The organism is Pseudoduganella sp. jia 12 (genome assembly GCF_055502675.1).
Window position 1 is genome coordinate 432,284 of record NZ_JBUXKP010000001.1, and the last position, 23,974, is coordinate 456,257.

At 64.4% G+C, this 23,974-nt stretch carries 19 protein-coding genes and 9 tRNA genes; 9 read left to right on the plus strand and 19 right to left on the minus strand.

The window, feature by feature from the left end:
• Window positions 1-49: 49 nt before the first annotated feature.
• The 6 genes from ACY65G_RS01685 to dbpA all read left to right on the plus strand — a co-directional run bounded on the left by ACY65G_RS01685 (window position 50) and on the right by dbpA (window position 6,406).
• On the plus strand, window positions 50-1,168 hold the full coding sequence (locus tag ACY65G_RS01685) for a hypothetical protein (RefSeq protein ID WP_464995642.1): 1,119 nt from the start codon (window positions 50-52) through the stop codon (window positions 1,166-1,168).
• A 76-nt stretch (window positions 1,169-1,244) separates the two neighbouring features.
• Window positions 1,245-2,387, plus strand: coding sequence for a methyltransferase (locus ACY65G_RS01690; RefSeq protein ID WP_464995643.1), 1,143 nt, complete (start codon window positions 1,245-1,247; stop codon window positions 2,385-2,387).
• A gap of 306 nt (window positions 2,388-2,693) precedes the next feature.
• Window positions 2,694-2,770: transfer RNA gene (locus ACY65G_RS01695), tRNA-Met, on the plus strand.
• Between the two features lie 147 nt (window positions 2,771-2,917).
• Window positions 2,918-4,561, plus strand: a complete 1,644-nt coding sequence (locus ACY65G_RS01700; RefSeq protein ID WP_464995644.1) for an acid phosphatase — start codon at window positions 2,918-2,920, stop codon at window positions 4,559-4,561.
• A 121-nt stretch (window positions 4,562-4,682) separates the two neighbouring features.
• A complete protein-coding gene (locus ACY65G_RS01705) occupies window positions 4,683-4,910 on the plus strand; it encodes a hypothetical protein (RefSeq protein WP_464995645.1) in 228 nt (75 codons plus the stop codon).
• An 89-nt stretch (window positions 4,911-4,999) separates the two neighbouring features.
• Entirely contained in the window at window positions 5,000-6,406 is a 1,407-nt protein-coding gene (gene dbpA / locus ACY65G_RS01710; RefSeq protein ID WP_464995646.1) for an ATP-dependent RNA helicase DbpA, read from the plus strand.
• A gap of 51 nt (window positions 6,407-6,457) precedes the next feature.
• On the opposite strand, the gene ACY65G_RS01715 is transcribed toward dbpA, so the two are convergent.
• A complete protein-coding gene (locus tag ACY65G_RS01715) occupies window positions 6,458-7,693 on the minus strand; it encodes an MFS transporter (RefSeq protein WP_464995647.1) in 1,236 nt (411 codons plus the stop codon).
• 88 nt (window positions 7,694-7,781) lie between these two features.
• On the opposite strand from ACY65G_RS01715, the gene ACY65G_RS01720 reads away from it, so the two are divergent.
• A complete protein-coding gene (locus ACY65G_RS01720) occupies window positions 7,782-8,576 on the plus strand; it encodes an AraC family transcriptional regulator (protein WP_464995648.1) in 795 nt (264 codons plus the stop codon).
• 266 nt (window positions 8,577-8,842) lie between these two features.
• Here ACY65G_RS01720 and ACY65G_RS01725 read toward each other — a convergent pair whose 3' ends face one another.
• From ACY65G_RS01725 to gltX, 17 genes are all read right to left on the minus strand, one after another.
• Window positions 8,843-9,418 carry an elongation factor P gene (locus ACY65G_RS01725; RefSeq protein WP_130188430.1) on the minus strand — a complete coding sequence of 192 codons (576 nt, stop codon included), beginning with the start codon at window positions 9,416-9,418 and terminating at the stop codon, window positions 8,843-8,845.
• A 67-nt stretch (window positions 9,419-9,485) separates the two neighbouring features.
• Window positions 9,486-10,691, minus strand: a complete 1,206-nt coding sequence (earP, locus tag ACY65G_RS01730; protein ID WP_464995649.1) for an elongation factor P maturation arginine rhamnosyltransferase EarP — start codon at window positions 10,689-10,691, stop codon at window positions 9,486-9,488.
• A 101-nt stretch (window positions 10,692-10,792) separates the two neighbouring features.
• A tRNA-Glu gene (locus ACY65G_RS01735) sits at window positions 10,793-10,868 on the minus strand.
• 82 nt (window positions 10,869-10,950) lie between these two features.
• Window positions 10,951-11,026 (minus strand) — tRNA-Glu (locus tag ACY65G_RS01740).
• 127 nt (window positions 11,027-11,153) lie between these two features.
• Window positions 11,154-11,459 (minus strand): cytochrome C oxidase subunit IV family protein, encoded by a 306-nt coding sequence (locus tag ACY65G_RS01745; RefSeq protein WP_464995650.1) that lies wholly within the window; start codon window positions 11,457-11,459, stop codon window positions 11,154-11,156.
• Between the two features lie 10 nt (window positions 11,460-11,469).
• Window positions 11,470-12,183, minus strand: coding sequence for a heme-copper oxidase subunit III family protein (locus ACY65G_RS01750; RefSeq protein WP_464995651.1), 714 nt, complete (start codon window positions 12,181-12,183; stop codon window positions 11,470-11,472).
• A 9-nt stretch (window positions 12,184-12,192) separates the two neighbouring features.
• The gene (locus ACY65G_RS01755; RefSeq protein WP_464995652.1) at window positions 12,193-12,858 is read right to left on the minus strand and encodes a cytochrome c oxidase subunit 3 family protein; all 666 of its coding nucleotides are present in this window, start codon (window positions 12,856-12,858) and stop codon (window positions 12,193-12,195) included.
• Window positions 12,855-14,717, minus strand: coding sequence for a cytochrome c oxidase subunit I (gene ctaD / locus ACY65G_RS01760; RefSeq protein WP_464995653.1), 1,863 nt, complete (start codon window positions 14,715-14,717; stop codon window positions 12,855-12,857). The genes ACY65G_RS01755 and ctaD overlap by 4 nt, the downstream gene beginning before the upstream one ends.
• A gap of 98 nt (window positions 14,718-14,815) precedes the next feature.
• Entirely contained in the window at window positions 14,816-15,922 is a 1,107-nt protein-coding gene (locus ACY65G_RS01765) for a c-type cytochrome (RefSeq protein WP_464995654.1), read from the minus strand.
• A 7-nt stretch (window positions 15,923-15,929) separates the two neighbouring features.
• A complete protein-coding gene (locus ACY65G_RS01770) occupies window positions 15,930-16,409 on the minus strand; it encodes a hypothetical protein (protein ID WP_464995655.1) in 480 nt (159 codons plus the stop codon).
• Window positions 16,410-16,690: 281 nt separating this feature from the next.
• Window positions 16,691-16,766 (minus strand) — tRNA-Glu (locus tag ACY65G_RS01775).
• Window positions 16,767-16,807: 41 nt separating this feature from the next.
• A tRNA-Ala gene (locus tag ACY65G_RS01780) sits at window positions 16,808-16,883 on the minus strand.
• A gap of 50 nt (window positions 16,884-16,933) precedes the next feature.
• Window positions 16,934-17,009 (minus strand) — tRNA-Glu (locus ACY65G_RS01785).
• Between the two features lie 44 nt (window positions 17,010-17,053).
• Window positions 17,054-17,129 (minus strand) — tRNA-Ala (locus ACY65G_RS01790).
• Between the two features lie 119 nt (window positions 17,130-17,248).
• Window positions 17,249-17,324, minus strand: a tRNA-Glu gene (locus ACY65G_RS01795).
• A gap of 46 nt (window positions 17,325-17,370) precedes the next feature.
• Window positions 17,371-17,446, minus strand: a tRNA-Ala gene (locus ACY65G_RS01800).
• Window positions 17,447-17,510: 64 nt separating this feature from the next.
• Complete coding sequence (gltX, locus tag ACY65G_RS01805) at window positions 17,511-18,944, minus strand: glutamate--tRNA ligase (RefSeq protein WP_464995656.1); 1,434 nt, start codon at window positions 18,942-18,944, stop codon at window positions 17,511-17,513.
• 86 nt (window positions 18,945-19,030) lie between these two features.
• Here gltX and ACY65G_RS01810 point away from each other — a divergent pair, with 86 nt between their 5' ends.
• Window positions 19,031-20,518: a serine hydrolase domain-containing protein gene (locus ACY65G_RS01810; RefSeq protein WP_464995657.1), complete on the plus strand. Its 1,488-nt coding sequence runs from the start codon at window positions 19,031-19,033 to the stop codon at window positions 20,516-20,518.
• A 70-nt stretch (window positions 20,519-20,588) separates the two neighbouring features.
• Here the strand turns inward: ACY65G_RS01810 and apbC are convergent, their stop codons facing one another.
• Window positions 20,589-21,671 carry an iron-sulfur cluster carrier protein ApbC gene (gene apbC / locus ACY65G_RS01815; protein ID WP_464995658.1) on the minus strand — a complete coding sequence of 361 codons (1,083 nt, stop codon included), beginning with the start codon at window positions 21,669-21,671 and terminating at the stop codon, window positions 20,589-20,591.
• A gap of 93 nt (window positions 21,672-21,764) precedes the next feature.
• Here apbC and metG point away from each other — a divergent pair, with 93 nt between their 5' ends.
• Complete coding sequence (metG, locus tag ACY65G_RS01820) at window positions 21,765-23,960, plus strand: methionine--tRNA ligase (protein WP_464995892.1); 2,196 nt, start codon at window positions 21,765-21,767, stop codon at window positions 23,958-23,960.
• Window positions 23,961-23,974: the final 14 nt, after the last annotated feature.

Genomic DNA, 23,974 nt, shown 5'->3' on the forward strand with positions numbered 1-23,974 from the left:
CGGCCGGGATGCCGTTGCACAGGGATATCGCAGAAACAAGAGGCCAGTCATGTCTTCGCTATCGCCACTCGGCACCCGCCAGTACCAGAACACCGCCCTGACCGGCTCGACGCAGCAGCCGGCGCGCGGCAACAATGCCGTGCCAGCGCAGGCGGCCGAGAAAACCCGCGGCAACGTCGCGCTGTCGTCCGGCGCCGTCGACTTGCAGCAGCGCATCGAATCGCTCGGCAACAACACGATCGACCTGGCGCAGAACTTCCTCGGCAAGTTCGCCCATCAATTGCTGGGCGACGATGCCAAGGGCGCCACGATCGCCTTTGATTCCGTTTCGCTGGAAACCTCGTCGTCGATGACAACCGGCATGATGCGTGCCGAAGGCGCCGAAGGCGTGGGCAAGGCGGGCGCGTTCAGCCTCAACGAAAGCTCGCACTTCCTCGGCAAGGGGACCATCACGCTGGCCGACGGCTCGAAATACGAGTTCGAGGTGGAAGTGCAGTACGAGGCATCGATGTCGGCCGGCTTCGCCGGCACGGAAAAAGCCGGTCGTGAAGCTGGACGGGAAGCGCGCGCCGAAGGCGGCAAGCCCACCGCCTTGCCGACGTTCGATTTCGCCGATATCGAATGGCCGGGCAGCCTGGGCGACCTGTTCAAGCTGATGGACAAGCAGGTGTCCGGCGACGTGAAGAATGCCGGGAATGGCGATGTGCTGGGCAACCTGTCGGTGCGCCTGATGCAGCTGGTCAAGAACACGCAGTCGCTCGACATCTATGAGCCGAGGTCGCCCGTGAAGGCTTATGCGGTGGAATCGGCGGCCGGGGCAACGGACAAGACGCAGATGCCGGTCAAGGTACCGACGGATGCGCCGGCGCCGTCATCCGCCAGCGGCATTCCACCGACGATCTCGACCACGCCGCCGGCCCCGCCCGGCCCGGCCGAGGCGACTAGCAAGACGCAGATGCCGGTCAAGGTGCCGACGGATGCGCCGTCTTCCGCCAGCGGTATTCCACCGACGATCTCGACCACGCCGCCGGCCGATGCCGACGCCGCCGGGGCCACGGGCAAGACACGGATGCCGATCAAGGTGCCGGCCGATGCGCCGGCACCGTCGTCCGCCGGCGACATCCCTCTGACGATCTCGACCACGCCGCCGCGGGCCGATGAATCCTGACCGGCTATAATACGCGCCACCGTTCGAAACCGCCGTGCAGGCGGTTTCGCCGTTTACCACCACTGAAAAGACGATCATGGAAACCACCCTCCTCCACTGGACCGAACAAGGAACCGACCGTTCCGCCCGCTGGCACTCGGAGGCGGGCATGCCGCCGCCGAAGCGCGTGGTGGTGGCCGACGACACGCTGAACGCCGACACGGCGTACCGCCTCGCCTGCGAAGGCACGGCGCTGCTGTGGCGCGGCGATTTCCAGAACGCCCGCCAGCTGCTGCAGGCGCTGGCGCGCCGCGCCGACGGCAAGCATGGCAAGCCGAAGCGGAAAGCGCCGAAAGCGCCGGCCACGCCCGTCGAGGCGTTCCACCTGCACCGCCAGGCCCAATCGCAGCGCGCCCGCACGCTGGCGATGCTGCTGATCCCGTTCGAACCCGGCTACACGATCCCGCTGCGCCGCGCGCCGGACGTGAAGCTGGCCTGCAACGAAGCCTATGGCCGTGGCGAGGATGCGTTCGTGATCTCGCTGCGCGAGCTGCTGGGCATCGTGGGCGCCCATGAATGGCGCAGGACCGGTGTCGAGATTCCCGCGCTCGGCGCGCGCATCCATCCGCACTACGGCGTGTTCTCGCCGGTGCGCGGCGAATATGTGCAGCTGGTGGCGGAAACGCCGCTGCCGAAGAAAACCACCGTGGCGTTCGATATCGGCGCCGGTACCGGCGTGCTGAGCGCCGTGCTGGCGCGGCGCGGCGTGCCCCGCGTGGTGGCCACCGACATGGACCGCCGCGCCCTGTCCTGCGCGCGCGACAACATCGCCCGCCTGGACCTGGACGAGCAGGTCGAGCTGCTGGAGGCGGACCTGTTCCCGCCTGGCCGCGCGCCGCTCGTCGTCTGCAATCCGCCCTGGGTGCCCGCGCGCCCCAGCTCGTCGATCGAGCATGCCGTGTTCGATCCGGACAGCCGGATGCTGAAGGGTTTCCTGGCCGGCCTGAAAGAGCACCTCGCGGAAGGTGGCGAAGGCTGGCTGATCCTCTCCGACCTGGCCGAACACCTGGGCCTGCGGCCACGCGAACAGCTGCTCGAATGGATCGCCCAGGCCGGACTGGTCGTGCTGGGCCGGCAGGACGTCAAGCCCGTGCACGCGAAAGCCGGCGATGCCGAGGACCCGCTGCACGCCGCCCGCTCGGCCGAGGTGACATCGCTGTGGCGCCTCGGCGCGGCCTGAGCACTCGGCTGTGAATCGGCTGTGAATCGGTTGTTTTACGACCAGCTCGGCAGTTAGAAAATCTAGCTAATCCCTTGTTTTCATTTATGTTGCCAAAATTCGGGGGCGTAGCCGGGGTTTCGAGGAGCATCGCTCCTCGCCGGCGTAGCGGTACTGCCATGCGCGGCAGTACTCCTTCCTGTCCCCGAATTTTGGCAACTTTGCCGTAGAGCCAGCGAAATGTCGGGTAGTGAAGACGGGCGATGGTGGCATTTGCGATGCATGCTTGCAAAAAAAGACGTTGGGATATATAATTCTTGCCTCAGACGCGGGGTGGAGCAGTCTGGCAGCTCGTCGGGCTCATAACCCGAAGGTCACAGGTTCAAATCCTGTCCCCGCAACCAGATTCAAAGAACCGCCGGTTTCCAGTGATGGAGCCGGCGGTTTTTTCATGGCGTGCCGTTTTCGAGGCATCGCCGAACGGTCGCATTGACGCTGCCGGTAGCGGTGCCTACACTTGGGCCTTTGTTTCCAGAAATAAAGGAGCCGCCGTGACGGACCAGCACGATCTTCCCTCGAAACCTTCGCGTCGCCGCCTGTTCGGTGCCGCAGCGGCCGCGGGCGCCCTCGGCGCCCTGCCCGCCATCGCACCGTCGGCCGCGCCACAGGCGAAGGCACCAGGCAAAGGATCGCTGGACGCCAGGCTGAAGGAGCATGTGAAGCATGTGGTCGTCATCTACCTGGAAAACCGCAGCTTCAACAACCTGTTTCCCGGCTTTCCCGGCGAGGCGTCGCCACTCGCCGATGTGCCGCCGGAAAAATACCGCCAGCGCGACTACGACGGCAGCGTGCTGCCCGTGCTGCCGAAGGTGTGGGGCGGCACGCTGGCGGCGCCGCAGGAGATCGCCGGCAAGCGCTACGAACTGAAGGAAGACGACGTGAAGGGCCTGCCGAACGCTCCGTTCGCGCTGAAGGATGCAGGCGGCAAACCGCTGCCGGAAGCACTCGTTACCCGCGACCTGCAGCACCGCTTCTACCAGAACCAGATGCAGATCAACGGCGGCAGGAACGACGGCTTCGTGGCATGGACCGATGCCGGCGGCCTCGTGATGGGCCACTATGGCCAGACAAGCAGGAGCCTGGGCCTGTGGCAGGTGGCGCGCGAGTACACGCTGTGCGACAACTTCTTCATGGCGGCGTTCGGCGGCTCGTACCTGAACCACCAGTTCCTCATCGCCGGCCGCACGCCGGAATACTTCCACGCCACGGGCACCAAGGCGAAAAAGAAGATCTGCGTGACGGCCGACGGCCCCGCCGGCGCGCGCCTGGCACTGGCGCCGGACAGCCCGAAGTCGGCGCTCGACGGCAAGCCGAAGTTCGTCCATGACGGGGCCATCACGCCGGATGGCTATGTGGTGAACACGATGGCCCCGCCCTACCAGCCGAGCTGGGTACGGCCGCCGTTCGACGGCGATCCGATGCTGGCGGACCCGGAAGATGGCGGCGTGCTGCCGCCACAGACGTACGACACGATCGGCGACCTGCTGTCGCGCAAGGGCGTGAGCTGGGCATGGTATGGCGGCGCATGGCAGGCCGCGCTCGACGACCTGGGTGGCGGCACGAAACCGAACTTCCAGTCGCATCACCAGCCCTTCAACTACTTCAGCAGTTTCGCGCCCGGTACCGCCGCGCGCGACAAGCACCTGCGCGATGGCGGCCTGGGCGACAGTCCGATCCCCAACCGCTTCCTGGCCGACGTGGTGGCGGGCAAGCTGCCCGCCGTCAGCTTCTACAAGCCGCAGGGCAACCTGAACCTGCATGCCGGCTATTCGGACATCGAATCGGGCGACCAGCACATCTGCAACGTGCTGGCGCACCTGAAGACTTCGCCGCAGTGGGCCAATATGCTGGTGGTGGTCACGTTCGACGAGAACGGCGGCTGGTGGGACCACGTGGCGCCGCCGCAGGGCGACCGCTGGGGGCCAGGTTCGCGTATCCCCGCGATCGTGGTGTCGCCGTTCGCCAAGCGCGGCAACGTCGACCACAATTTCTACGACACCACGTCGATCCTGCGCTTCATCACGCGGCGCTTCGACCTGCCGCTGCTCGAAGGGCTTGCCGCCCGCAACAAGGCGTTCGCGGCACGCGGTGCGCAGCCGCCGGGCGACCTGACCGCCGCGCTGGCATTCCGCTGACGTCCGGCGCAGCGCGGCTGGCGCCTTCCGCACAAACGATTGCCGCTGTGTTACACTGCGCGCCGCTTCAGATGAAAAGCCCGACTGCCAAAGCCGGGCTTTTGTTTTTGCACGCCATACGATGAGAGACAAGAAAGACAACGCGACGCTCGACCTGCCCGGCTTCGGCCCGGCCGAACCGATGGAGCCGGAGCCGAAGGCGCCGCCCCCTCCACGCGTGCGCCGCGCGCAACCCAGGCAGGAGCAGCTCGAATTGATCGAGCCGACCGATGCAAGCGGCCTGCCCGTCTGGCAGCGCGACGAAGAACTGGACGTTACCGGCCTGCCCGTCTGGCGCAAAGACCAGTAAACCACGGGGCCATAAGTAGCCCATGAGTGCGGCGGTACAATCGTGCCGCTCTGTTAGACTGATTTACCCTTTTGCCCAACGGGCCCGCCATGACCTCCTTTGCCTCCCTGCCCCTGAACGACGCCTTCCTTGCCAACCTCGAAACGCTGGGCTACAGCACGATGACGCCGATCCAGGCCGAAAGCCTGCCGCCCGTGCTGGAAGGCCGCGACCTGATCGCCCAGGCGCAGACGGGGAGCGGCAAGACCGCCGCCTTCGGCATCGGCCTGCTGTACACCATCAATCCCGCCTGGTTCGCCACGCAGGCGCTGGTGATGTGCCCTACCCGCGAACTGGCGGACCAGGTGGCGAACGAACTGCGCCGGCTCGGCCGCAGCATCGCCAACCTGAAGGTGCTGGTACTGACGGGCGGCTCGCCGATGCGGCCGCAGATCGCCTCGCTGGAGCATGGCGCCCACGTCGTCGTCGGCACGCCGGGGCGCATCCGCGACCACCTGTCGCGGCAGACGCTCGACCTGTCTTCCATCCGCACCCTCGTGCTCGACGAAGCGGACCGCATGACCGACATGGGCTTCTACGACGATATCGCGGCCATCGTCAAGGAGTGCCCGAAACGGCGCCAGACCTTGCTGTTCTCGGCCACCTACCCGGATGATATCCGCCATGCCACCGAGGCGTTCCTGGCCGACCCGGTCGAAGTCGTGATCGAGGCGCAGCACACGTCGCTGACGATCGAGCAGCGTTTCTATGAAATCGGCTTCGACTCGCGCGATGAGACGGTGGCGCGCCTGCTGCGGCACTTCAAGCCGGCTTCCGCGATCATCTTCTGCAACACGAAGGCGCATTGCCGCGAACTGGTGGAAACGCTGCGGGCGCAGGGCTTCTCGGCACTGGCGCTGTACGGCGAACTGGAACAGCGCGAGCGCGACGAGATCCTCGTGCTGTTCGCCAACCGCAGCTGCCAGATCCTCGTGGCCACCGACGTGGCCGCGCGCGGGCTGGACATCTCCGACCTGGAAGCGGTGATCAATGCCGACGTGTCGAAGGACGCCGAGGTGCACGTGCACCGTATCGGCCGCACGGGCCGCGCCGGCGGCAGCGGCCTGTCGCTGACGCTGTGCGCGCCGAACGAAAAGAAGTGGGTCAAGCTGATCGAGGAATACCAGAACACGGCGGCCGAATGGCATGAACTGTCGGAACTGGACGCGGACGATGCCGGCCACGGCGACCCGGCGCCGATGCTCACGCTGTGCATCAGCGGCGGAAAGAAGGACAAGCTGCGCGCCGGCGACGTGCTGGGCGCGCTGACCGGCGATGCGAAGCTGGCCAAGGAACACGTCGGCAAGATCAACGTGACGGAATTCCAGACCTATGTGGCCATCGACCGGCGCATGGCCTATGAAGCGTTCGACCGCCTGAGCGCCGCCAGCAACCTGGCCGGCGACTTCGGCAGCTTCAAAGGGCGCAACTTCAAGATGCGCTTCATCGAAGTATGACGGCACGGGAAAGGCAGTGAGCATGCTCCCTGCCTTCGATGCCACACTTTATCAACGCTCCATCTTCGGCAGCAGCGCCGCCAGGAACCCCAGCAGCGGCAGGAACGACGCGATCCGGTAGACGTATTCGATGCCGGACACGTCGGCGATGTGGCCCATCGCCGCGGCGCCGATGCCGCTGACGCCGAACATCAGGCCGAAGAAGATCCCGGCGATCATGCCGGGCTTGCCCGGCACCAGCTCCTGCGCGAACACGACGATCGCGGAGAACGCCGACGACATCACCAGCCCGATCACCACCGACAGCGCGGCCGTCCAGGCAAGGTCCACGTATGGCAGCGCCAGCGTGAACGGCGCGGCGCCCAGGATCGACACCCAGATCACGCGCTTGCGGCCGATGCGGTCGCCGATCGGGCCGCCGGCAAAGGTACCCGCCGCCACCGCGGCAAGGAACAGGAACAGGTACATCTGCGCCGTGTCGACCGACACGTGGAACTTCTCGATCAGGTAGAACGTGTAGTAGCTCGACAGGCTGGCCATGTAGATGTATTTCGAGAACACCAGCATCGCCAGCACCGCCATCGCGGCAATGACGCGACCGCGTGGCAGCGGCGCCACGTGCTGCGCGGCCGCCTTGCGCACCGCGCTCTTCAGGTGGCTGCCGTACCAGCGGCTGACGCTCACCAGCACCACCACCGCGACCAGCACGAGCAGCATGAACCAGGCGATCTTGCCCTGTCCGTGGCCGACGATGATGGCCGCGGCGAGCAGCGGGCCGAGAGCCGAGCCGATATTGCCGCCCACCTGGAACAGCGATTGCGCAAAACCGAAACGGCCGCCGGAAGCGAGGCGCGCGACGCGCGATGCCTCGGGGTGGAACGTCGAGGAACCCACGCCGATCATGCCCGCGGCGACCAGCAGCATGGCGAATGTGTTCGCGGTCGCCAGCAGGCCGACGCCGGCCAGCGTCACGCACATGCCGATCGGCAGCAGGAATGGCAGCGGGCGCTTGTCCGTGTACAGGCCGATCCACGGCTGCAGCAGCGAGGCGGTGCACTGGAACATCAGCGTGATCAGGCCCACCTGGGTGAAGCTCAGCGCGAACTGGTCCTTCAGCAGCGGGTAGATCGACGGCAGCACGGCCTGCACGCAATCGTTGAGCAGGTGGACGAAGGCGACGGAAAACAGGATCTGCAACACGGCACCCTGGTGTGCGGGCGGCGCGGCGGCCGTGCTGGCGGCGCCGACGGAATTGGCCGGGTTGGCGGGGTTGGTTGCTGTCGTCATGGCATCAGAACACGGCATCGGAATGGATGAGGGGCTTGCCAGTGTATGATGTTCGGCACGAACGCTTCGTCCATTTTTCGTCGCCAAAGTGACATTCACCCCTTCCAGGCTCTACTGTCCGAGGTTCAAGGCGCTGCCACGCCCGGTGACCGCCGTGCCTTCCGAGGCGCAGCATGGCGAGCACGTGGTACCGCACAGTCATCCGTGGGTGCAGCTGCTGTACGCCAGCGAAGGCGTGGTTCGGGTGCGCACGGACCTCGGCATGTGGATCATTCCGCCACGGCGCGCGCTGCTGATCGCGCCGGGCATCGTGCACGAGCTGACCATGCTGTCGCGGGTGAACATGCGCACGCTCTACATCGACGCGGACGCTGCCAACGGGCTCGTCGAGGGTTGCCGCGTGCTGGAGGTCAGCCCGCTGCTGCGCGAGCTGATCCTGGCGTTGTGCGCCGGACCCGTCGAGTACCCGATGCCGGGGCGCGGCGAGCAGCTGGCGCAATTGATCCTTTCCGAACTGGCGTCGATGGAAACCGTGCCCATCGCCGTCCCCTGGCCACGCGACCGGCGCCTGCGCGCACTGTGCACCGATATCATGGACGACCCCGGCAGCCGCCGCGCCCTCGAAGACCGCGCGCTGGACGCCGGAGCCAGCGCCCGCACCCTCATCCGGCTGTTCCCCAAGGAAACCGGCCTGCACTACCGGCAATGGGTGCAGCAGGTACACCTCGCCCACGCGTTTCCCATGCTCGCGCGCGGCGAAAGCGTGGGCGCCATCGCGGCCAGCCTCGGCTACGCCAGCCCCAGCGCCTTCACGAGCATGTTCCGGCGCCTGCTCGGCAAGACCCCGCAGCACTACCTGACCGAGTGGCGTGGCCCACGCTGACATCGCGCGCTCCACTCCGCAACTTCGGGGTCAGACCCCATTTTCCGGCAATATTTCCTGAAAATGGGGTCTGACCCCGGTTTCAGGAAACTTCGGGGTCAGACCCCGATTTCTGGCAATGTTTCCTTAAGATGGGGTCTGACCCCGGTTTCGGGAAACATTGCTGACCGGGGCTGTGGCGGCCGGGAGATCGGCGGACATGGCGTTTTGTGGTGGGCGAAAAAAAACGCTGCGCGAGGCAGCGTTTTTTCGAAAGCGGCGAAAGCTTAGTTGCGGATCACGCGCTTGTATTCGTTGGTGCGGGTATCGATTTCGATGGAATCGTCCTGGCTCACGAACAGCGGAACCTGCACGGTGTGCTGTTTCGATTCGATCGCGTTTTCGATCTTGGCTTCTTTCAGCACGTTGCCCGACGTATTGCCCTTGACGGCCGGTTCCGAGTAAACGATCTGGCGCACGATGGTGGTCGGCAGTTCGACGGAGATGGCTTTGCCGTCATAGAACACGGCTTCGCATGCCATGCCGTCTTTCAGGTAGTTCAACGCGTCGCCCAGGTTTTCTTCTTCGATTTCGTACTGGTTGTACTCTTCATCCATGAACACGTACAGCGGATCGGCGAAGTACGAATAGGTCACCGGCTTCTTGTCCAGCACGACCACGTCGAACTTGTCGTCGCCGCGGAAGACGTTTTCCAGCGGAGCGTTCGTCAGAAGATTCTTCATCTTCCACTTGTAGGTGAAGCCCGTGCGGCTCGAACCGTTGACGTCGGAGCGCAGCACGATGAAGGGCTTGGCGTCAACCATGATGATGTTGCCAACACGAATTTCTTTTGCGGGTTTCATAAGAGGGAGTACCTACTAAATATGGGTTTCAGTAACCGCCCATCATACCATGTTCTTGATACGGCGCCTATCGCACGGAACGCGCAAATGTCAGCAGATTCGACGCCAGGTCGCCATTTTCCAACAGCGCTTTTTGCCAATTGGCAGACCGGCATGCCAATGGTTCGAGACTGCCCGACAAGACTTGCCAAAGCGGCAGCCAATCCACTTCTTCCACCACGCCATTCAAAGCCAGCATGAATCGTTCAAGCGATTGGCAATCCGCCCCGTCCAGCGCGGCGTCGAATGGCGCTGCACCATCCTGCGCGGGGTAATACTGCGGCGCGCAATACCGTGCAATAAAGGCACGCAGTTTTTTATGGTGCAGGTTTTCATCTTGCGGATAAATGTGCCAGGCAAATGGACGGCCTGCCCATTGCGCCCGCACGAATGAATCCTCGCCGCGCACGATATTGGCATCACACGCCCACAGCAGGCGGTCGTAATCGGGCTGCGGCACGAATGGCAGAACGCGCACGGTGAGCATGCCCTGCGTGCGAACCGCGCCGGCTACCGGTTCGGCGCCAAGGAAAGCGCGCACCTCGTCCTTCGCCACGCCTTCCGGCACCAGGCATGCCACCGGTGCCGGGCTCCGGCGCCATGCGTCGAACAGGCCGGCCACCGGCGCATGCGGATAGCAGAACAGCGACACCTTGCATGCCGACTGCTCGCCGGCGCCGAGGCCCAGGCCGGCAAGGAAGGCGGCCACTGCCGCCGGATCCTGCCGGAACCGGTCGCGTTCGTCGAACAGTCCGGCTTCGCATAGCAGGCCGCCGGTCTTGCCCGTAAAACCAGGGAAGAAGAAATGCTTGGTCAGCGGCAGCCGTGGATGCATCGATGGCAGCGTATGGCAGCCTTCGACCCATTCCTCGGCCGTCAACCCCTCCAGGTTCAGCCACACCGGCTTGACCTGCCGCTGCGCCATCGCCGTCACGTAGCCGGGCGGGATGTCGACCGCAAAGAACTCGATGACGATGTCCGCGACATCCTCGGCGAAGTATGTGCCCTCCTGGTCGCGCCAGTGATATACCGCCACGCCTTCGACCTGCTGGGCGGACACCTGCGGATCGACCTGCGGACAGATGCGGGCAAAGCTCTGCATGTCGTCGACCCACAGCGTGACGGCGATGCCATGCTCGCGCACCAGTTGCCGCGCGAGACGCCAGCAAATACCGATATCGCCATAGTTGTCGACGACCTTGCAGAACAGCGCCAGCGTGATGGGTTGACTCATGAGCGGGAACGTTAAAAAAGCGGTTGAAAAGCAAAAAAGCCGCAAAGAAAATTCTTTTGCGGCTTTCTGCGATATGGCGGAATCGATACGACTCGAATTCTTGGCGTCCCCACGGGGATTCGAACCCCGGTACTCACCGTGAAAGGGTGATGTCCTAGGCCTCTAGACGATGGGGACCCGGACTGGCTTTACTGACCTGCTCAGTGATCTAACTGCAGATCGGCTGCATGAAACCGTATAAACCGTTTCCCGCAAACCTTGGCGTCCCCACGGGGATTCGAACCCCGGTACTCACCGTGAAAGGGTGATGTCCTAGGCCTCTAGACGATGGGGACGTCGTAAAAGCGTGCGCGCATTATAGCACCGGCCTCGGCGCCGTTACAAGGGTGAAACTCGTACCGTCCGGCAAGGCCGATTGCTTGCCGCAACCGCTCATGCATGCTCGTGCACGCTCATGCAAACCTATCGCAGGTACGCGCTGCGCAGCGCGAAGACATAGTCGGATTCGGTTGCCATCATGCCCGCCAGCACCAGCAGTGCCGCTGGCGGAATCACCACCACGCAGACCAGCGCCAGCCGCTCCCAGCGCAGGTGCATGAATACGGCGACGATCAACGCGGCCTTCGCCATCATCAGCGCCAGGATCAATGTCCACCGCAGCACGCCTTGCACGTGCAGCAGGTCGACGAGATACGACAGGGCGCTGAGCACGAACAGCAGGCCCCACACCTTCAGGTACAACGCTACCGGATGCTGCTGCCCTTCCATCGCGATCTCCTCACCACAGGTAGAACAAGGCAAAGATGAAGACCCAGACCAGGTCGACGAAGTGCCAGTACAGGCCGGCGATCTCGACGATGCCATACCCCTTGCGCTCATAGGCTCCGCGGGCGACGCGCCGCGCCACGATGGACAGGTAGATGACGCCGGCCGTCACGTGCAGCCCGTGGAAGCCGGTGATCATGAAGAAACAGGCGCCGAACTGTGCCGAGCCCATCGGGTTGCTCCAGGGCCGCACGCCTTCCGCGATCAGCTTGCTCCACTCGAACGCCTGCATGCCGACGAACAGTGCGCCGAACCCGGCGGTTACCGCCATCAATGCCGCGCAGCGCTTCCGGTCGCCCCGGTAAGCGTAATTGACGGCCATCGCCATCGTGCCGCTGCTCGAGATCAGCACGAACGTCATGATCGCGATCAGGATCAGCGGCAGGTGCGCGCCGCCGATCGTCAGCGCGAAGACCTCGCTCGGGTTCGGCCACGATGTGGTGGTGGCCATCCGCACCGACATGTAGCCAGTGAGGAAAGTACCGAAGATAAAGGTGTCGCTGAGCAGGAAGATCCACATCATCGCTTTGCCCCAGGGGACATGGAACATCTGCCGGTCGCCGGACAGGTCGGCGGCGAGTTCGGATGAAAGCGCAGCGGCACGCGCGGGCCAGCCGCGGCCCGGCGGCACGGGTTTCGCGGCGGAGCCTTGTGGCTGTGCGGACATCACTCCTCCTTAGCGCATCGTGATGCCGACCGCGGCACAGACGTCGCGCACCAGTTCCGGCGTCATGCCGAACAACAGGCCGAACACCGCGCACCACAGCACCAGCAACGCATGCCAGTAGCGTGCGCACAGCGCCATGCCCTGGCCGAGCCGGACATCGTCGCCCTGCTGCGCGCGCGCCAGCACCCACGCGGCTGCCGCCATGCCGCCCATCACGTGCAACGCATGCAGCCCCGTCAGCATGTAGAAGAAGCTGGCGGCCGGCCCGGCCGTGACGACGACCCGTTGCGCCGCCATCGCCTCCCAGGCCCACAACTGGCTCACGACGAACGCGGCGGACATCGCCCACCCCAATGCACCGAGCCGCCGGGCAAGCCGCAGGCGGCGCCGCGCCGCCAGCCGCACTGCAAGCAGCAATGCCACGTCCCCGGCGCCCAGCAATGCCGTCGACATCCACAGTTGCCACGGCACCGGCGGCAGCAGGCGCCAGTCCTCATAGCCGATACGCATCAGGTACGCCGCACCGAACAGCGCGAACAGGGAGGAAACGACACCGATGAACGCCCACAATCCCACCTCGCGGGTTCCATACGGCGCGGGGCCGGAACCGGGCCAGTAGCCATCCGGCTGGAACGGGCATCGCGGTTCGCAATACCACAGCATGCGCATCATCATGTCTGTCCCCCTTCGATCTGGCCGGATGGACCGGCCATCGGTTTGCCGGCGCGCCCTTCGTCATCATCGGTATCTTCCGGCCCCACGTCTTGCGGCAGATAATCCTGCGCCAGACCGGCCCCGTCCGCCCCGCCGCGGCCATAGCCATACGGCCCGCGATACACCACGGGCAAACGGGCTCCCCAGTTGCCATGCACGGGCGGCGTTTGCGGTGTTTGCCATTCCAGGCTGCCCGCCCGCCACGGATTGCCGCCCGCGGGCTTGCCCCGCCGCGAGCTCCACGCGAGGTTGGCGAGGAACAGCAGTTGCGCAAGGCCGACGACGAGCGCCGCCACCGTGATGAACGCGTTCAGCGATTGCGCCGACGGGGGGATGAAGTTGTAGTTGTCGTAGGCATAGTAGCGGCGCGGCATGCCGAGCAGGCCCAGGTAGTGCATCGGGAAGAAGATCGCATAAGCGCCCAGGAACGTGATCCAGAAATGCAGCTGCGCCAGCGTTTCGTGGTACATGCGCCCCGTTACCTTCGGGTACCAGTGGTAGATGCCGCCGAACACGGCCAGCACGGGCGACACGCCCATCACCATGTGGAAGTGGGCCACGACGAAATACGTGTTCGACAACGGGATGTCGACACTGACATTGCCGAGAAACAGGCCGGTCAGCCCGCCGATCAGGAATGTGCTGATGAAACCCAGCGCAAACAGCATCGGCACGGTCAGGTGGATGTCGCCGCGCCACAGCGTCAGGGTCCAGTTGTACACCTTCAGCGCCGTGGGCACCGCGATCACGAGCGTGCTGACCGCGAAGAAGAAGCCGAACCACGGGTGCATGCCGGACACGTACATGTGGTGCGCCCATACGACGAACGACAGCGCGCCGATGATGACGATCGCCCACACCATCATCCGGTAGCCGAAGATGCATTTGCGCGCATGCACGCTGATCAGGTCGGAGATGATGCCGAACGCGGGCAGTGCCACGATATACACCTCGGGGTGGCCGAAGAACCAGAACAGGTGCTGGAACAGCAGGGGACTGCCGCCGCTGTACTCCAGCGGCTGCCCCATCGACACGATCGCCGGCATGAAGAAGCTCGTGCCCAGCACCCGGTCGAGCAGCATCATCACGCCGGACACGAACAGTGCGGGGAACGCCAGCAGCGCGAGGATCGTGGCGATGAAGATGCCCCACACGGTGAGCGGCATGCGCATCAGTGTCATGCCGCGCGTGCGCGCCTGCAGGATCGTCGTTACATAGTTCAGCCCGCCCATGGTGGCGGCGGCGATGAACACGAGCAGCGACACGAGCATGACGACGATGCCGCCCTCCACGCCCGGCGTGCCCGGCAGGATGGCCTGCGGCGGATACAGCGTCCAGCCGGCGCCCGTGGGGCCGCCCGGCACGAAGAAGCTGGCGACGAGGATCAGCACGGCTGCCAGGTAGAACCAGAAGCTGAGCATGTTCAGGTACGGGAACACCATGTCGCGCGCCCCCACCATCAGCGGGATCAGGTAGTTGCCGAAGCCGCCCAGGAAGATGGCCGTCAGCAAATAGATCACCATGATCATGCCGTGCATGGTGATGTACTGGTAATAGCTGGCCGGGTCGATGAATTCGAATTTCCCCGGGAAGCCCAGCTGCAGGCGCATCAGGTCGGACAGCACGATGCCGATCACGCCCACCACCAGCGCCGTGAGCGTGTACTGGATGGCGATCACCTTGTGATCCTGGCTCCAGACATAGCGTGTCCAGAAACCCGTCGGGCCGTGTGCCGCGTGTACCGTGTCAGCCCCCTCGCCGGCAGGCCCTTCGCCTTCTTCGCGCGATTCTCCGGGTCGATCCCTGATATCGTCGGACATGTGCCCTCCACGGTCACCGGCGCATTGTTTATTGCACTGTTCACTGTACTGCGCACTGCACTGCGTACTGCACCGCTCACTTCGACAGGTCGATGCGGTCAATGCACGGACTTGATGTATTCCACGACGGCCGCCAGTTCCGCTTCGCTGAGCCCGGCCGGCGGCATCACGGGCGGATAGCCGCGCACGACGCTGGCCTGCGGCGCATTGATCGCCTGCTTCAGGTAGGCATCGTCCACCTTCACGGTGTCGCCGCCCTCCAGCGCCTCGGTACTACCGTACAGCCCCTTCCACGACGGCCCCACGCCACGGCTGCCGTCCACGCTGTGGCAGGCGATGCAGCCCTTCTGCTGCGCCAGCAGCCGGCCCACCTTGCCGGGCTCGGCCGGCCCGCCCGGCGCTCCCGCTCCCCCGGGCCCGGCGCCGCCGCCAAAGGTGGGCTGCTTCGCCAGCCAGTCTGCATACGCAACGGGCTCGTCGATGACGACCCAGCTGCGCATGTTCGAATGCCCCACGCCGCACAGTTGCGCGCACAGCACCTCGTAGCGCCCGGTACGCTCGGGCGTGAACCAGAAGTGCGTGGTCATGCCCGGCACCATGTTCATGCGGGCGCGGAACTGCGGCACGTAGAAATCGTGCAGCACGTCTTGCGCGCGCAACTGCGCCAGCACCGGGCGGTTCAACGGCAGGTGCAGCTCCTGGCCCTGCACCAGCACGTCATCCTGGCCGCGGGCATCCCGCGGGTCGATGCCGAACGGATTCGCGCCCGTGATGAAGCGCGTGTCGGCAACGCCCAGCTTGCCGTCCCGGCCCGGCAAACGGTAGTGCCATTGCCATTGCCGGCCCATCACTTCGAACACCTGCGCATCGGGCGGCGGATCGATCAGCCGCGCATACACCGTGAGCCCGGGCGCCAGCAGGCCGATGATGGCTGCGGTGGTGATACCGATCAGCCACCACTCGAGCTTGCGATTGCCATGTTCGGCCGACGCCCGGTGCCCGGCGCGGTGGCGGTAGCGCACCACGGTGTAGGCAACGAACAGGTGCAGCACGACGAAAGCCACACCCGTGATGGCGAAGGTAAGCCACAGTGCATCGTCCATCGCATGCCAGTTCGATGCGATCGGCGTGAGCTGCCACGGGCTGGCAAAATGGAACACCACCGCCCCGGCCGCGATCAGCACCAATGCCACCACGATGGCCATGGCGGCCTCAGCGACGTCGTTCCAGCATGCGGTAGATCAGCCCGGCCATGACGCCGAACTCGACGTGCCCCAGCACGGTGACCCATCCCCGCATTTCGGCGAACCACGGCAACACGCTCGTGATCACATAGAAATTGAACAGGTACAGCAGCAGGCCGAACACGGCGCCGGACACCACGGCCATGACGACACTGGAATCGAGCCGGAACGGTGCCATGAGCGCGGCAAGCACGAGGCCGAAGAACGTGCCGAGCAGGTAGTGGACGGCAAGCGCGGCAACGATCACTTCGAGGCTGTAACCGCCCACCTGCAGCACCTGCGAGCCCAGCACCATAGCGGCGACCAGCCGCGGCGTGCGCCACGGATCGGTACCGATGGCGGCGGCGAAGGCCAGTTCGATCAGCATCACGATGCCGCCGGCACCAAAGCCGGCAAGGGCGCCGATCACCCAGTCGGGCTCGCGCGCTGTCCAGCGATGCGACTGCACGCGCAAGCGATGAAAATATGAACCCAGGGAAGAGGTTAAATGCGACCCCAGATGCGAGCCAAGATGCGACCTGAGATGCGAGCCGAGATTGATCCCACTTTTGTGACGTTCCATGTGCGCCTCCCCAATGCATTCACAACGAGGAATACTTTGAGTGTAGGCCGGAACCGCGCGGGAGCAAGGAGAGAATTTTTTATTGAAAGGGGAACTTCGACGGAACTGCCGAAGAATTTGCGGACAACAAAAAAGCCGCTCGAGGCGGCTTCATCATCGGTGCTGCTTGGCGTCCCCACGGGGATTCGAACCCCGGTACTCACCGTGAAAGGGTGATGTCCTAGGCCTCTAGACGATGGGGACCGTGGACTTCCGATACTGCTGCTACTGCCTTGTCTGCTCCGTGGTGGAGGTAAGCGGGATCGAACCGCTGACCTCTTGCATGCCATGCAAGCGCTCTCCCAGCTGAGCTATACCCCCTCTGGTTCAGACAATCTACTGCCACTACTACTGCTGCCAGCAACTTCCGCTGGCGTCCCCACGGGGATTCGAACCCCGGTACTCACCGTGAAAGGGTGATGTCCTAGGCCTCTAGACGATGGGGACCCTGGACTGCCACTACTACAACTGCCGTCGTTCGTCTGCGCCGTTGGTGGAGGTAAGCGGGATCGAACCGCTGACCTCTTGCATGCCATGCAAGCGCTCTCCCAGCTGAGCTATACCCCCGCTGGCACAGACAAAATAAAAGCCGCTTTCGCGACCTTTGTTACCACCGCCGCGACTGGCATTACAACGTGCCGCGACAGTTACAACAAACTTCGACTACCACTTCAACTGCCAAACCTTGGCGTCCCCACGGGGATTCGAACCCCGGTACTCACCGTGAAAGGGTGATGTCCTAGGCCTCTAGACGATGGGGACCCTGGACTACCGTACTGCCTTTACCACGACAACCACTTCGCCAAACTGGTGGAGGTAAGCGGGATCGAACCGCTGACCTCTTGCATGCCATGCAAGCGCTCTCCCAGCTGAGCTATACCCCCGTTTGCGAAGAGACAGAAGTATAGCAGCGGTTTGAGAAAACGCAAATACCCGAATGAAAGATTTTCAGAGGTATTTACCCACGCGGGCCAGCACCACGTCGCGGCCGAACAACTGCAGCACGGCATCGATTGCAGGGGTCTGCAACTGGCCCGTCACGATCAGGCGCAGCGGCATGGCCAGCTGCGGCATCTTCAGGCCGTTGGCGGCCAGCACTTCCTTGATCATCGCGGCGATCGCTTCCTTGGTCCACTCGACCGTGGCGATGCGCTCGGCGAACAGGGCCAGCGCCGGCTTCACGGCATCGGTGAAATGCTGCGTCATCAGGGCGGCATCGGGCTGCGGGTCGCGATAGAACAGCATGGCCGCATCGGCCAGTTCGTTGACGGTATTGGCGCGCTCCTTGAACAGCGCCAGCACGGTGGCCAGCTCGGGTACCGGACCCTGCGCGCCATCGAACACGGCGCCCGCCTCCACCATGCGCGGTTGCGCCAGCGCGGCCAGGCGCGCATTGTCGGCCTGCTTGATCCAGTGGTTGTTCAGCCACGCCAGCTTTTCATTGTTGAACTGCGCCGGCGATGCCGTCAGGTGCTCCAGGTTGAACCATTCGCAGAACTGCGCCATCGAGAACACTTCATCGTCGCCGTGGCTCCAGCCCAGGCGCGCCAGGTAGTTCAGCATCGCTTCCGGCAGGAAGCCTTGCGCCGGGTATTCCATCACGCTGACGGCGCCGTGGCGCTTCGACAGCTTCTGGCCATCGGAACCGAGGATCATCGGCAGGTGGCCATACTCGGGCAGCTGGGCGCCGATCGCGCGCAGGATGTTGATCTGGCGTGGCGTGTTGTTGACGTGGTCGTCGCCGCGCAGCACGTGGGTGATGCGCATGTCCCAGTCGTCCACGGCCACGCAGAAGTTATAGGTGGGCGTGCCGTCGGTGCGGGCGATGACGAGATCGTCCAGCTCCTTGTTGGAGATCGTGATCGGGCCTTTCACCACGTCGTTCCACGTGACGTCGCCGTCCAGCGGATTCTTGAAACGCACCACGGGCTTGCGGCCTTCCGGAACGGCCGGCAGGGCCTTGCCCTCCTCGGGGCGCCAGGTGCCGTCGTAGCGGGGCTTTTCGCCGGCGGCGCGGAAGCGCTCGCGCATCGCCTCCACTTCCTCCGGCGTGCAGTAGCAGTGATAGGCGGTGCCTGCTTCCAGCATCTGCCCGATCACCTCGCGGTAGCGGTCCATGCGCTGCATCTGGTAGAACGGGCCTTCGTCATGGTCCAGGCCCAGCCACTGCATGCCGTCGATGATCGCCTGCACGGCTTCCGGCGTGGAGCGTTCCAGGTCGGTATCCTCGATGCGCAGCACGAAGGTGCCGCCGAAGTGGCGCGCATAGGCCCACGAGTACAGCGCCGTGCGGGCGCCGCCCAGGTGGAGGAAGCCGGTCGGGCTCGGGGCAAAACGGGTACGGACCGGGGTGGCTGGCGTGTTGGCTGGAGCAGAGGTCATTTCAGTGTGGGGCGATAGGTATAAAGGGGCTATTTTAACTCGCCTTGACTTATACTCGGACGTCCCCAGACTTGCGGAGCCCGCCCTTGAACCACCCATCGCGTTTGCTGCTCTTTCCCCTCCTGTCCTGTGCACTGCCCGCGCTGGCCGCCGACAGCGCCGCCCTCGCCGCCCGCATCGCCGCCGTCGAAACGGGCTTGCAACCGGCCGTGGCGATCGCCGGCGCACCGCCCGTGAAGCGCCGGCTGGCCGACGAGATGGCCCGCCTCGGCGTGCCGGGCGCCAGCATCGCGGTGATCCATGCCGGCGCGATCGAATGGGCCAAGGGATACGGCGTGGTCACGCCGGGCGGGCCAGCCGTCACGCCGGCCACGCTGTTCCAGGCCGGGTCGATCAGCAAGCCGGTCACCGCGCTGGCCGCGCTGAAGCTGGTGCAGCACGGCACGCTGGCACTGGACGCGAACATCAACGGCTACACCCAGTGGTGGAAGCTGCCGAACAACATCGACGATTCACCGGTCACGCTGCGCCAGCTGCTGTCGCACACGGCCGGCACCACCGTGCACGGCTTTCCCGGCTACGCGGCGGGGGCAAAGGTGCCCACGCTGGTGCAATTGCTGAACGGGGCAGCACCGTCCAATTCGCGCGGCGTGCACGTGTCGACGAAGCCCGGCACGAAATGGCGCTATTCGGGCGGCGGCTACGAAGTCATCCAGTACGTGCTCGAAGAACGCACGAAAGGCGGCACGAAAGGCGGTACGAATGGCGGCACGAATGGCGGCACGAATGGCGATTTCGCCCGGCTGCTGCACGAGTCCGTGCTGGCGCCGCTGGCGATGAACGACAGCACGTTTGCCCAGCCGCTGCCGCCGGCGCTGCTGGCGCGCGCCGCCCTGCCCCACGACGCGGCCGGCAAGCCGATCGCCGGCGGGCCGCACACGTATCCGGAACTGGCGGCCGCGGGCCTGTGGTCCACGCCGTCGGACCTGGCGAAGCTGGCGATCGAGGTCAAGCTGTCGGCGGCGGGCCAGTCGAACAAGGTGCTGTCGCAATCGATGACGCAGCTGATGCTGGCGCCGGTGCTGGAGAACTTCGGCCTCGGCTGGCGCATCGAGGGCACCGGCCAGGCCCAGTCGTTCAGCCACGGGGGCGCCAACGCGGGTTACCAGAACGTGCTGGTCGCCTACACGGAACGGGGCGATGGCGTGGCGGTGATGACCAACGGCGACCGCGGCGGCGAACTTGCCGGCGACGTGGTGCGCGCCGTCGCCGATGCCTACGGGTGGCCGACGCAGCGCGCCAGGGTGCGCACCGCGATCGACGCGCCGGCCGCCGCGCTGGCGGCGCTGCCCGGCAAGTACGTAATCGACGGGATGGGCGACTTCACCATTGCCCGCAGTGGCGAAGGGCTCACCGTCGCGTTGCGCGAAGGGGCCGTGGAACCGCTGCACGCGGCACCGGACGGCAGCTGGTTCGTCACGTCGATGGAAGCCGAGTTGCGCTTCGCGCCGGCGAACGAGCGCGGGCGCCTGATCGCGCCGGGGCTCGATACGGTGTTTGAAAAGGCAAAGTAGAAGCTCGCCCGGTCCGGCAAGGTGCCGGACCGGGCGAGCGGGCGCGAAGGCCCGTGTCACTCCCCGGGTATCAGTCGTTCTTGACGACGATGGTCGGGAACTTGCTGGTCATGTCCTTGGCCTTTTCGGCCACGCGGATGGCGACCTTGCGGGCGATCTCCTTGTAGATCTGCGCCACCGGGCCGTCCGGCTCGGCCACCACCGTGGGCTTGCCCGAATCGGTCTGCTCGCGGATCGACATCTTCAGCGGCAGCTTGCCCAGGAAGTCGACCTTGAAGTCCTGCGTCATCTTCTCGCCGCCGCCGGCGCCGAAGATTTCCTCGACGTGGCCGCAGTTCGAGCAGATGTGCGTGCTCATGTTCTCCACCACGCCGAGGATCGGGATGCCGACCTTCTCGAACATCTTCAGGCCCTTGCGCGCGTCCAGCAGCGCGATGTCCTGCGGCGTGGTCACGATCACCGCGCCCGTCACAGGCACTTTTTGCGACAGCGTCAGCTGGATATCGCCCGTGCCCGGCGGCATGTCGATGACGAGGTAGTCGAGGTCGCGCCAGTTGGTCTGGTCCAGCAACTGCTGCAGCGCCTGCGTGACCATCGGGCCGCGCCACACCATCGGCTCGTCCGGGTCGATCAGGAAACCGATCGACGAGACCTGCACGCCGTGGTTTTCCATCGGCTCCATCGACTTGCCATCCTTCGTGATGGGGCGGCCGGACACGCCCAGCATCATGGGCTGCGACGGGCCGTAGATGTCCGCGTCCAGCACGCCGACCGTGGCGCCCTCGGCGGCCAGCGCCAGCGCCAGGTTGACGGCCGTGGTCGATTTGCCCACGCCGCCCTTGCCGGAAGCGACGGCGATGATGTTCTTCACATTGGGCAGCGGCTTCAGGCCGCGCTGCACCGTGTGGGCAATGATCTTGCTGTAGACGTTCAGGTTCACCGGCAGGCCGAGGCCCTGCAATGCCGCCAGCACGCTGGCGCGGATCGGTTCGATCTGGCTCTTCGCCGGATACCCCAGCTCAATGTCCAGCGAAATGGTGCCATTGTCGACCTTCAGGTTGCGGACCGATTTGGTGGCGATGAAATCCTTCGTGGTATTCGGATCGACCACCCTGGACAAGGCTGCCTTGACGTCTTCGACTGTGATGCTCATGTAAATCTCCGTGATTGAAGCGGAAGTCTAGCGCAAATCGGCCGCGGGCATGAGGCCAGGAGCCTTCGCGGCAACCGCACGCCGCCGAATGGGCTGGTAAAATGGTCCTTTTATACAACCAACCTAGCGCTGACCATGACTCGCAAGCTGTTCGTCACCACCGCCCTGCCCTACGCAAACGCCGCCTTCCATATCGGCCACATGATGGAATACATCCAGGCCGACATCTGGGTTCGTTTCCAGCGAATGCAGCGCGACGGCGATCACGCACGCGAAGTGCACTTCGTCGGCGCCGACGATACGCACGGCACGCCGATCATGATCGCCGCCGAGAAGGAAGGCATCACGCCGCAGGAATTCGTCGCGAAGATCGCCGCCGGCCGCGCCCAGTACCTGGACGGTTTCCATATCGCCTTCGATAACTGGTATTCGACGGATTCGCCGGAAAACGTCGAGCTGTCGCAGGGCATCTACCGCAAGCTGCGGGACAGTGGCCTGATCCAGACGAAAACCGTCGATCGCTTCTTCGATCCGGTCAAGGGCATGTTCCTGGCCGACCGCAACATCAAGGGCGAATGCCCGAAATGCGGCGCCAAGGACCAGTATGGCGACAATTGCGAAGTCTGCGGCGCCGCCTACCAGCCCACCGATCTGGTGAACCCGTATTCGGTGTTCACGAACGCCACGCCGGTATTGAAGCCTTCCGAACAATATTTCTTCAAGCTGTCCGACCCGCGCTGCTTTGAATTCCTGCGCGACTGGCTGAATACGCCGGGCCGCCTGCAGCCGGAAATGGTCAACAAGGTATCGGAATGGCTGGGCGAAGCCGGTGAAAAGCTGGCCGACTGGGATATTTCCCGGGACGCACCCTATTTCGGCATCCCGATTCCCGATGCGCCGGGCAAGTTCTTCTATGTGTGGCTGGATGCGCCGGTCGGCTACCTGGCATCGCTGAAGAATTACTTCAGCAAGAACGGTATCGATTACGACACGTTCCTGCGCGATCCTGCCACCGAGCAGATCCATTTCATCGGCAAGGATATCGTGTCGTTCCACCTGCTGTTCTGGCCGGCGATGCTGAAGTTCGCGGACCATCCGGTGATCGACAACCTGAAGGTGAACGTGCACGGCCACCTCACGGTCAACAATGAAAAGATGTCCAAGTCGCGCGGCACCGGCATTTCGCCGCTGCGCTACCTGAACCTGGGCATGAATCCGGAATGGCTGCGTTATTACATCGCCTTCAAGCTGAACTCCAAGGTAGAAGACCTGGATTTCACGGGCGAGGATTTCGTGGCACGCGTCAATTCCGACCTGATCGGCAAATATGTCAATATCGCCAGCCGCTGTGCCGGCTTCATTGCCAAGAAGTTCAATGGCCAGTTGTCGGCGCAGTTGTCCGACACTTCACTGGGCTGGATCGGGCGTGCGCTGACGAATGCCGAAGGCCATGTCCGCGCCGATTCGATCGCGCTGAGCTATGAAAACCGCGAGTTCGGCAAGGCGCTGCGCGAAATCATGGAAATCGCCGACGTGACGAACCAGTACGTCGATGAAAACAAGCCCTGGGTGCTGGCCAAGGATGAAACGAAGCTGGCCGAACTGCATGAAGTGTGCACGACGGCGCTGATCCTGTTCCGCCAGCTGACGATCCTGCTGTCGCCGGTATTGCCGGGTGTGGCCGCAAAGGTGCAGGAATTCCTGAACGACGCGCGCCTGACCTGGGCCGACACGGGCGTGGAAGCGGCATCGTCGGCCATGCTGGGCCGCACCATCGGTGCCTACAACCACCTGATGACCCGCGTCGACGCCAAGATGATCGACGAGCTGTTCGATACGCCGAAGCCGGCCGCCGCCGCTCCTGCCGCTGCCATCGCCACGCCTTCGGCCACCGCGGCGCCTGCCGACGTGTCGGCCGCCGCCACCGGCATCGAGGAACTGGCGCCTGAAATCAAGATCGACGATTTCGTGAAAATCGATCTGCGTATCGCAAAAATCGTCAATTGCGAGCATGTCGAAGGTTCCGAGAAACTGCTGCGCCTGACATTGGACGTGGGCGAAGGCCGTCACCGCAATGTTTTCTCCGGCATCAAGTCGATGTACCACCCGGCCGATCTCGTCGGCAAATTGACGGTATTGGTGGCGAATCTGGCGCCGCGCAAGATGGGGAAATTCGGCGTTTCCGAAGGCATGGTATTGGCCGCGTCCGCCGCGGATGAAAAAGCCAATCCAGGCATTTATATCCTGAACCCGTGGCCAGGCGCCGAGCCGGGCATGCGGATCCGTTAAAAGGATTTTTGTTA

What these genes read in the sequence shown, in the direction of transcription:
- ACY65G_RS01705 (WP_464995645.1), top strand. Translation starts at nt 4,683, where the DNA reads ATGAGAGACAAGAAAGACAACGCGACGCTCGACCTGCCCGGCTTCGGC.
- ACY65G_RS01745 (WP_464995650.1), bottom strand. Translation starts at nt 11,459, where the DNA reads ATGGAAGGGCAGCAGCATCCGGTAGCGTTGTACCTGAAGGTGTGGGGC.
- apbC (WP_464995658.1), bottom strand. Translation starts at nt 21,671, where the DNA reads ATGAGCATCACAGTCGAAGACGTCAAGGCAGCCTTGTCCAGGGTGGTC.
- dbpA (WP_464995646.1), top strand. Translation starts at nt 5,000, where the DNA reads ATGACCTCCTTTGCCTCCCTGCCCCTGAACGACGCCTTCCTTGCCAAC.
- ACY65G_RS01765 (WP_464995654.1), bottom strand. Translation starts at nt 15,922, where the DNA reads ATGGCCATCGTGGTGGCATTGGTGCTGATCGCGGCCGGGGCGGTGGTG.
- ACY65G_RS01690 (WP_464995643.1), top strand. Translation starts at nt 1,245, where the DNA reads ATGGAAACCACCCTCCTCCACTGGACCGAACAAGGAACCGACCGTTCC.
- ACY65G_RS01685 (WP_464995642.1), top strand. Translation starts at nt 50, where the DNA reads ATGTCTTCGCTATCGCCACTCGGCACCCGCCAGTACCAGAACACCGCC.
- ACY65G_RS01755 (WP_464995652.1), bottom strand. Translation starts at nt 12,858, where the DNA reads ATGATGATGCGCATGCTGTGGTATTGCGAACCGCGATGCCCGTTCCAG.
- ACY65G_RS01750 (WP_464995651.1), bottom strand. Translation starts at nt 12,183, where the DNA reads ATGTCCGCACAGCCACAAGGCTCCGCCGCGAAACCCGTGCCGCCGGGC.
- earP (WP_464995649.1), bottom strand. Translation starts at nt 10,691, where the DNA reads ATGAGTCAACCCATCACGCTGGCGCTGTTCTGCAAGGTCGTCGACAAC.
- gltX (WP_464995656.1), bottom strand. Translation starts at nt 18,944, where the DNA reads ATGACCTCTGCTCCAGCCAACACGCCAGCCACCCCGGTCCGTACCCGT.
- ACY65G_RS01725 (WP_130188430.1), bottom strand. Translation starts at nt 9,418, where the DNA reads ATGAAACCCGCAAAAGAAATTCGTGTTGGCAACATCATCATGGTTGAC.
- ACY65G_RS01715 (WP_464995647.1), bottom strand. Translation starts at nt 7,693, where the DNA reads ATGACGACAGCAACCAACCCCGCCAACCCGGCCAATTCCGTCGGCGCC.
- ctaD (WP_464995653.1), bottom strand. Translation starts at nt 14,717, where the DNA reads ATGTCCGACGATATCAGGGATCGACCCGGAGAATCGCGCGAAGAAGGC.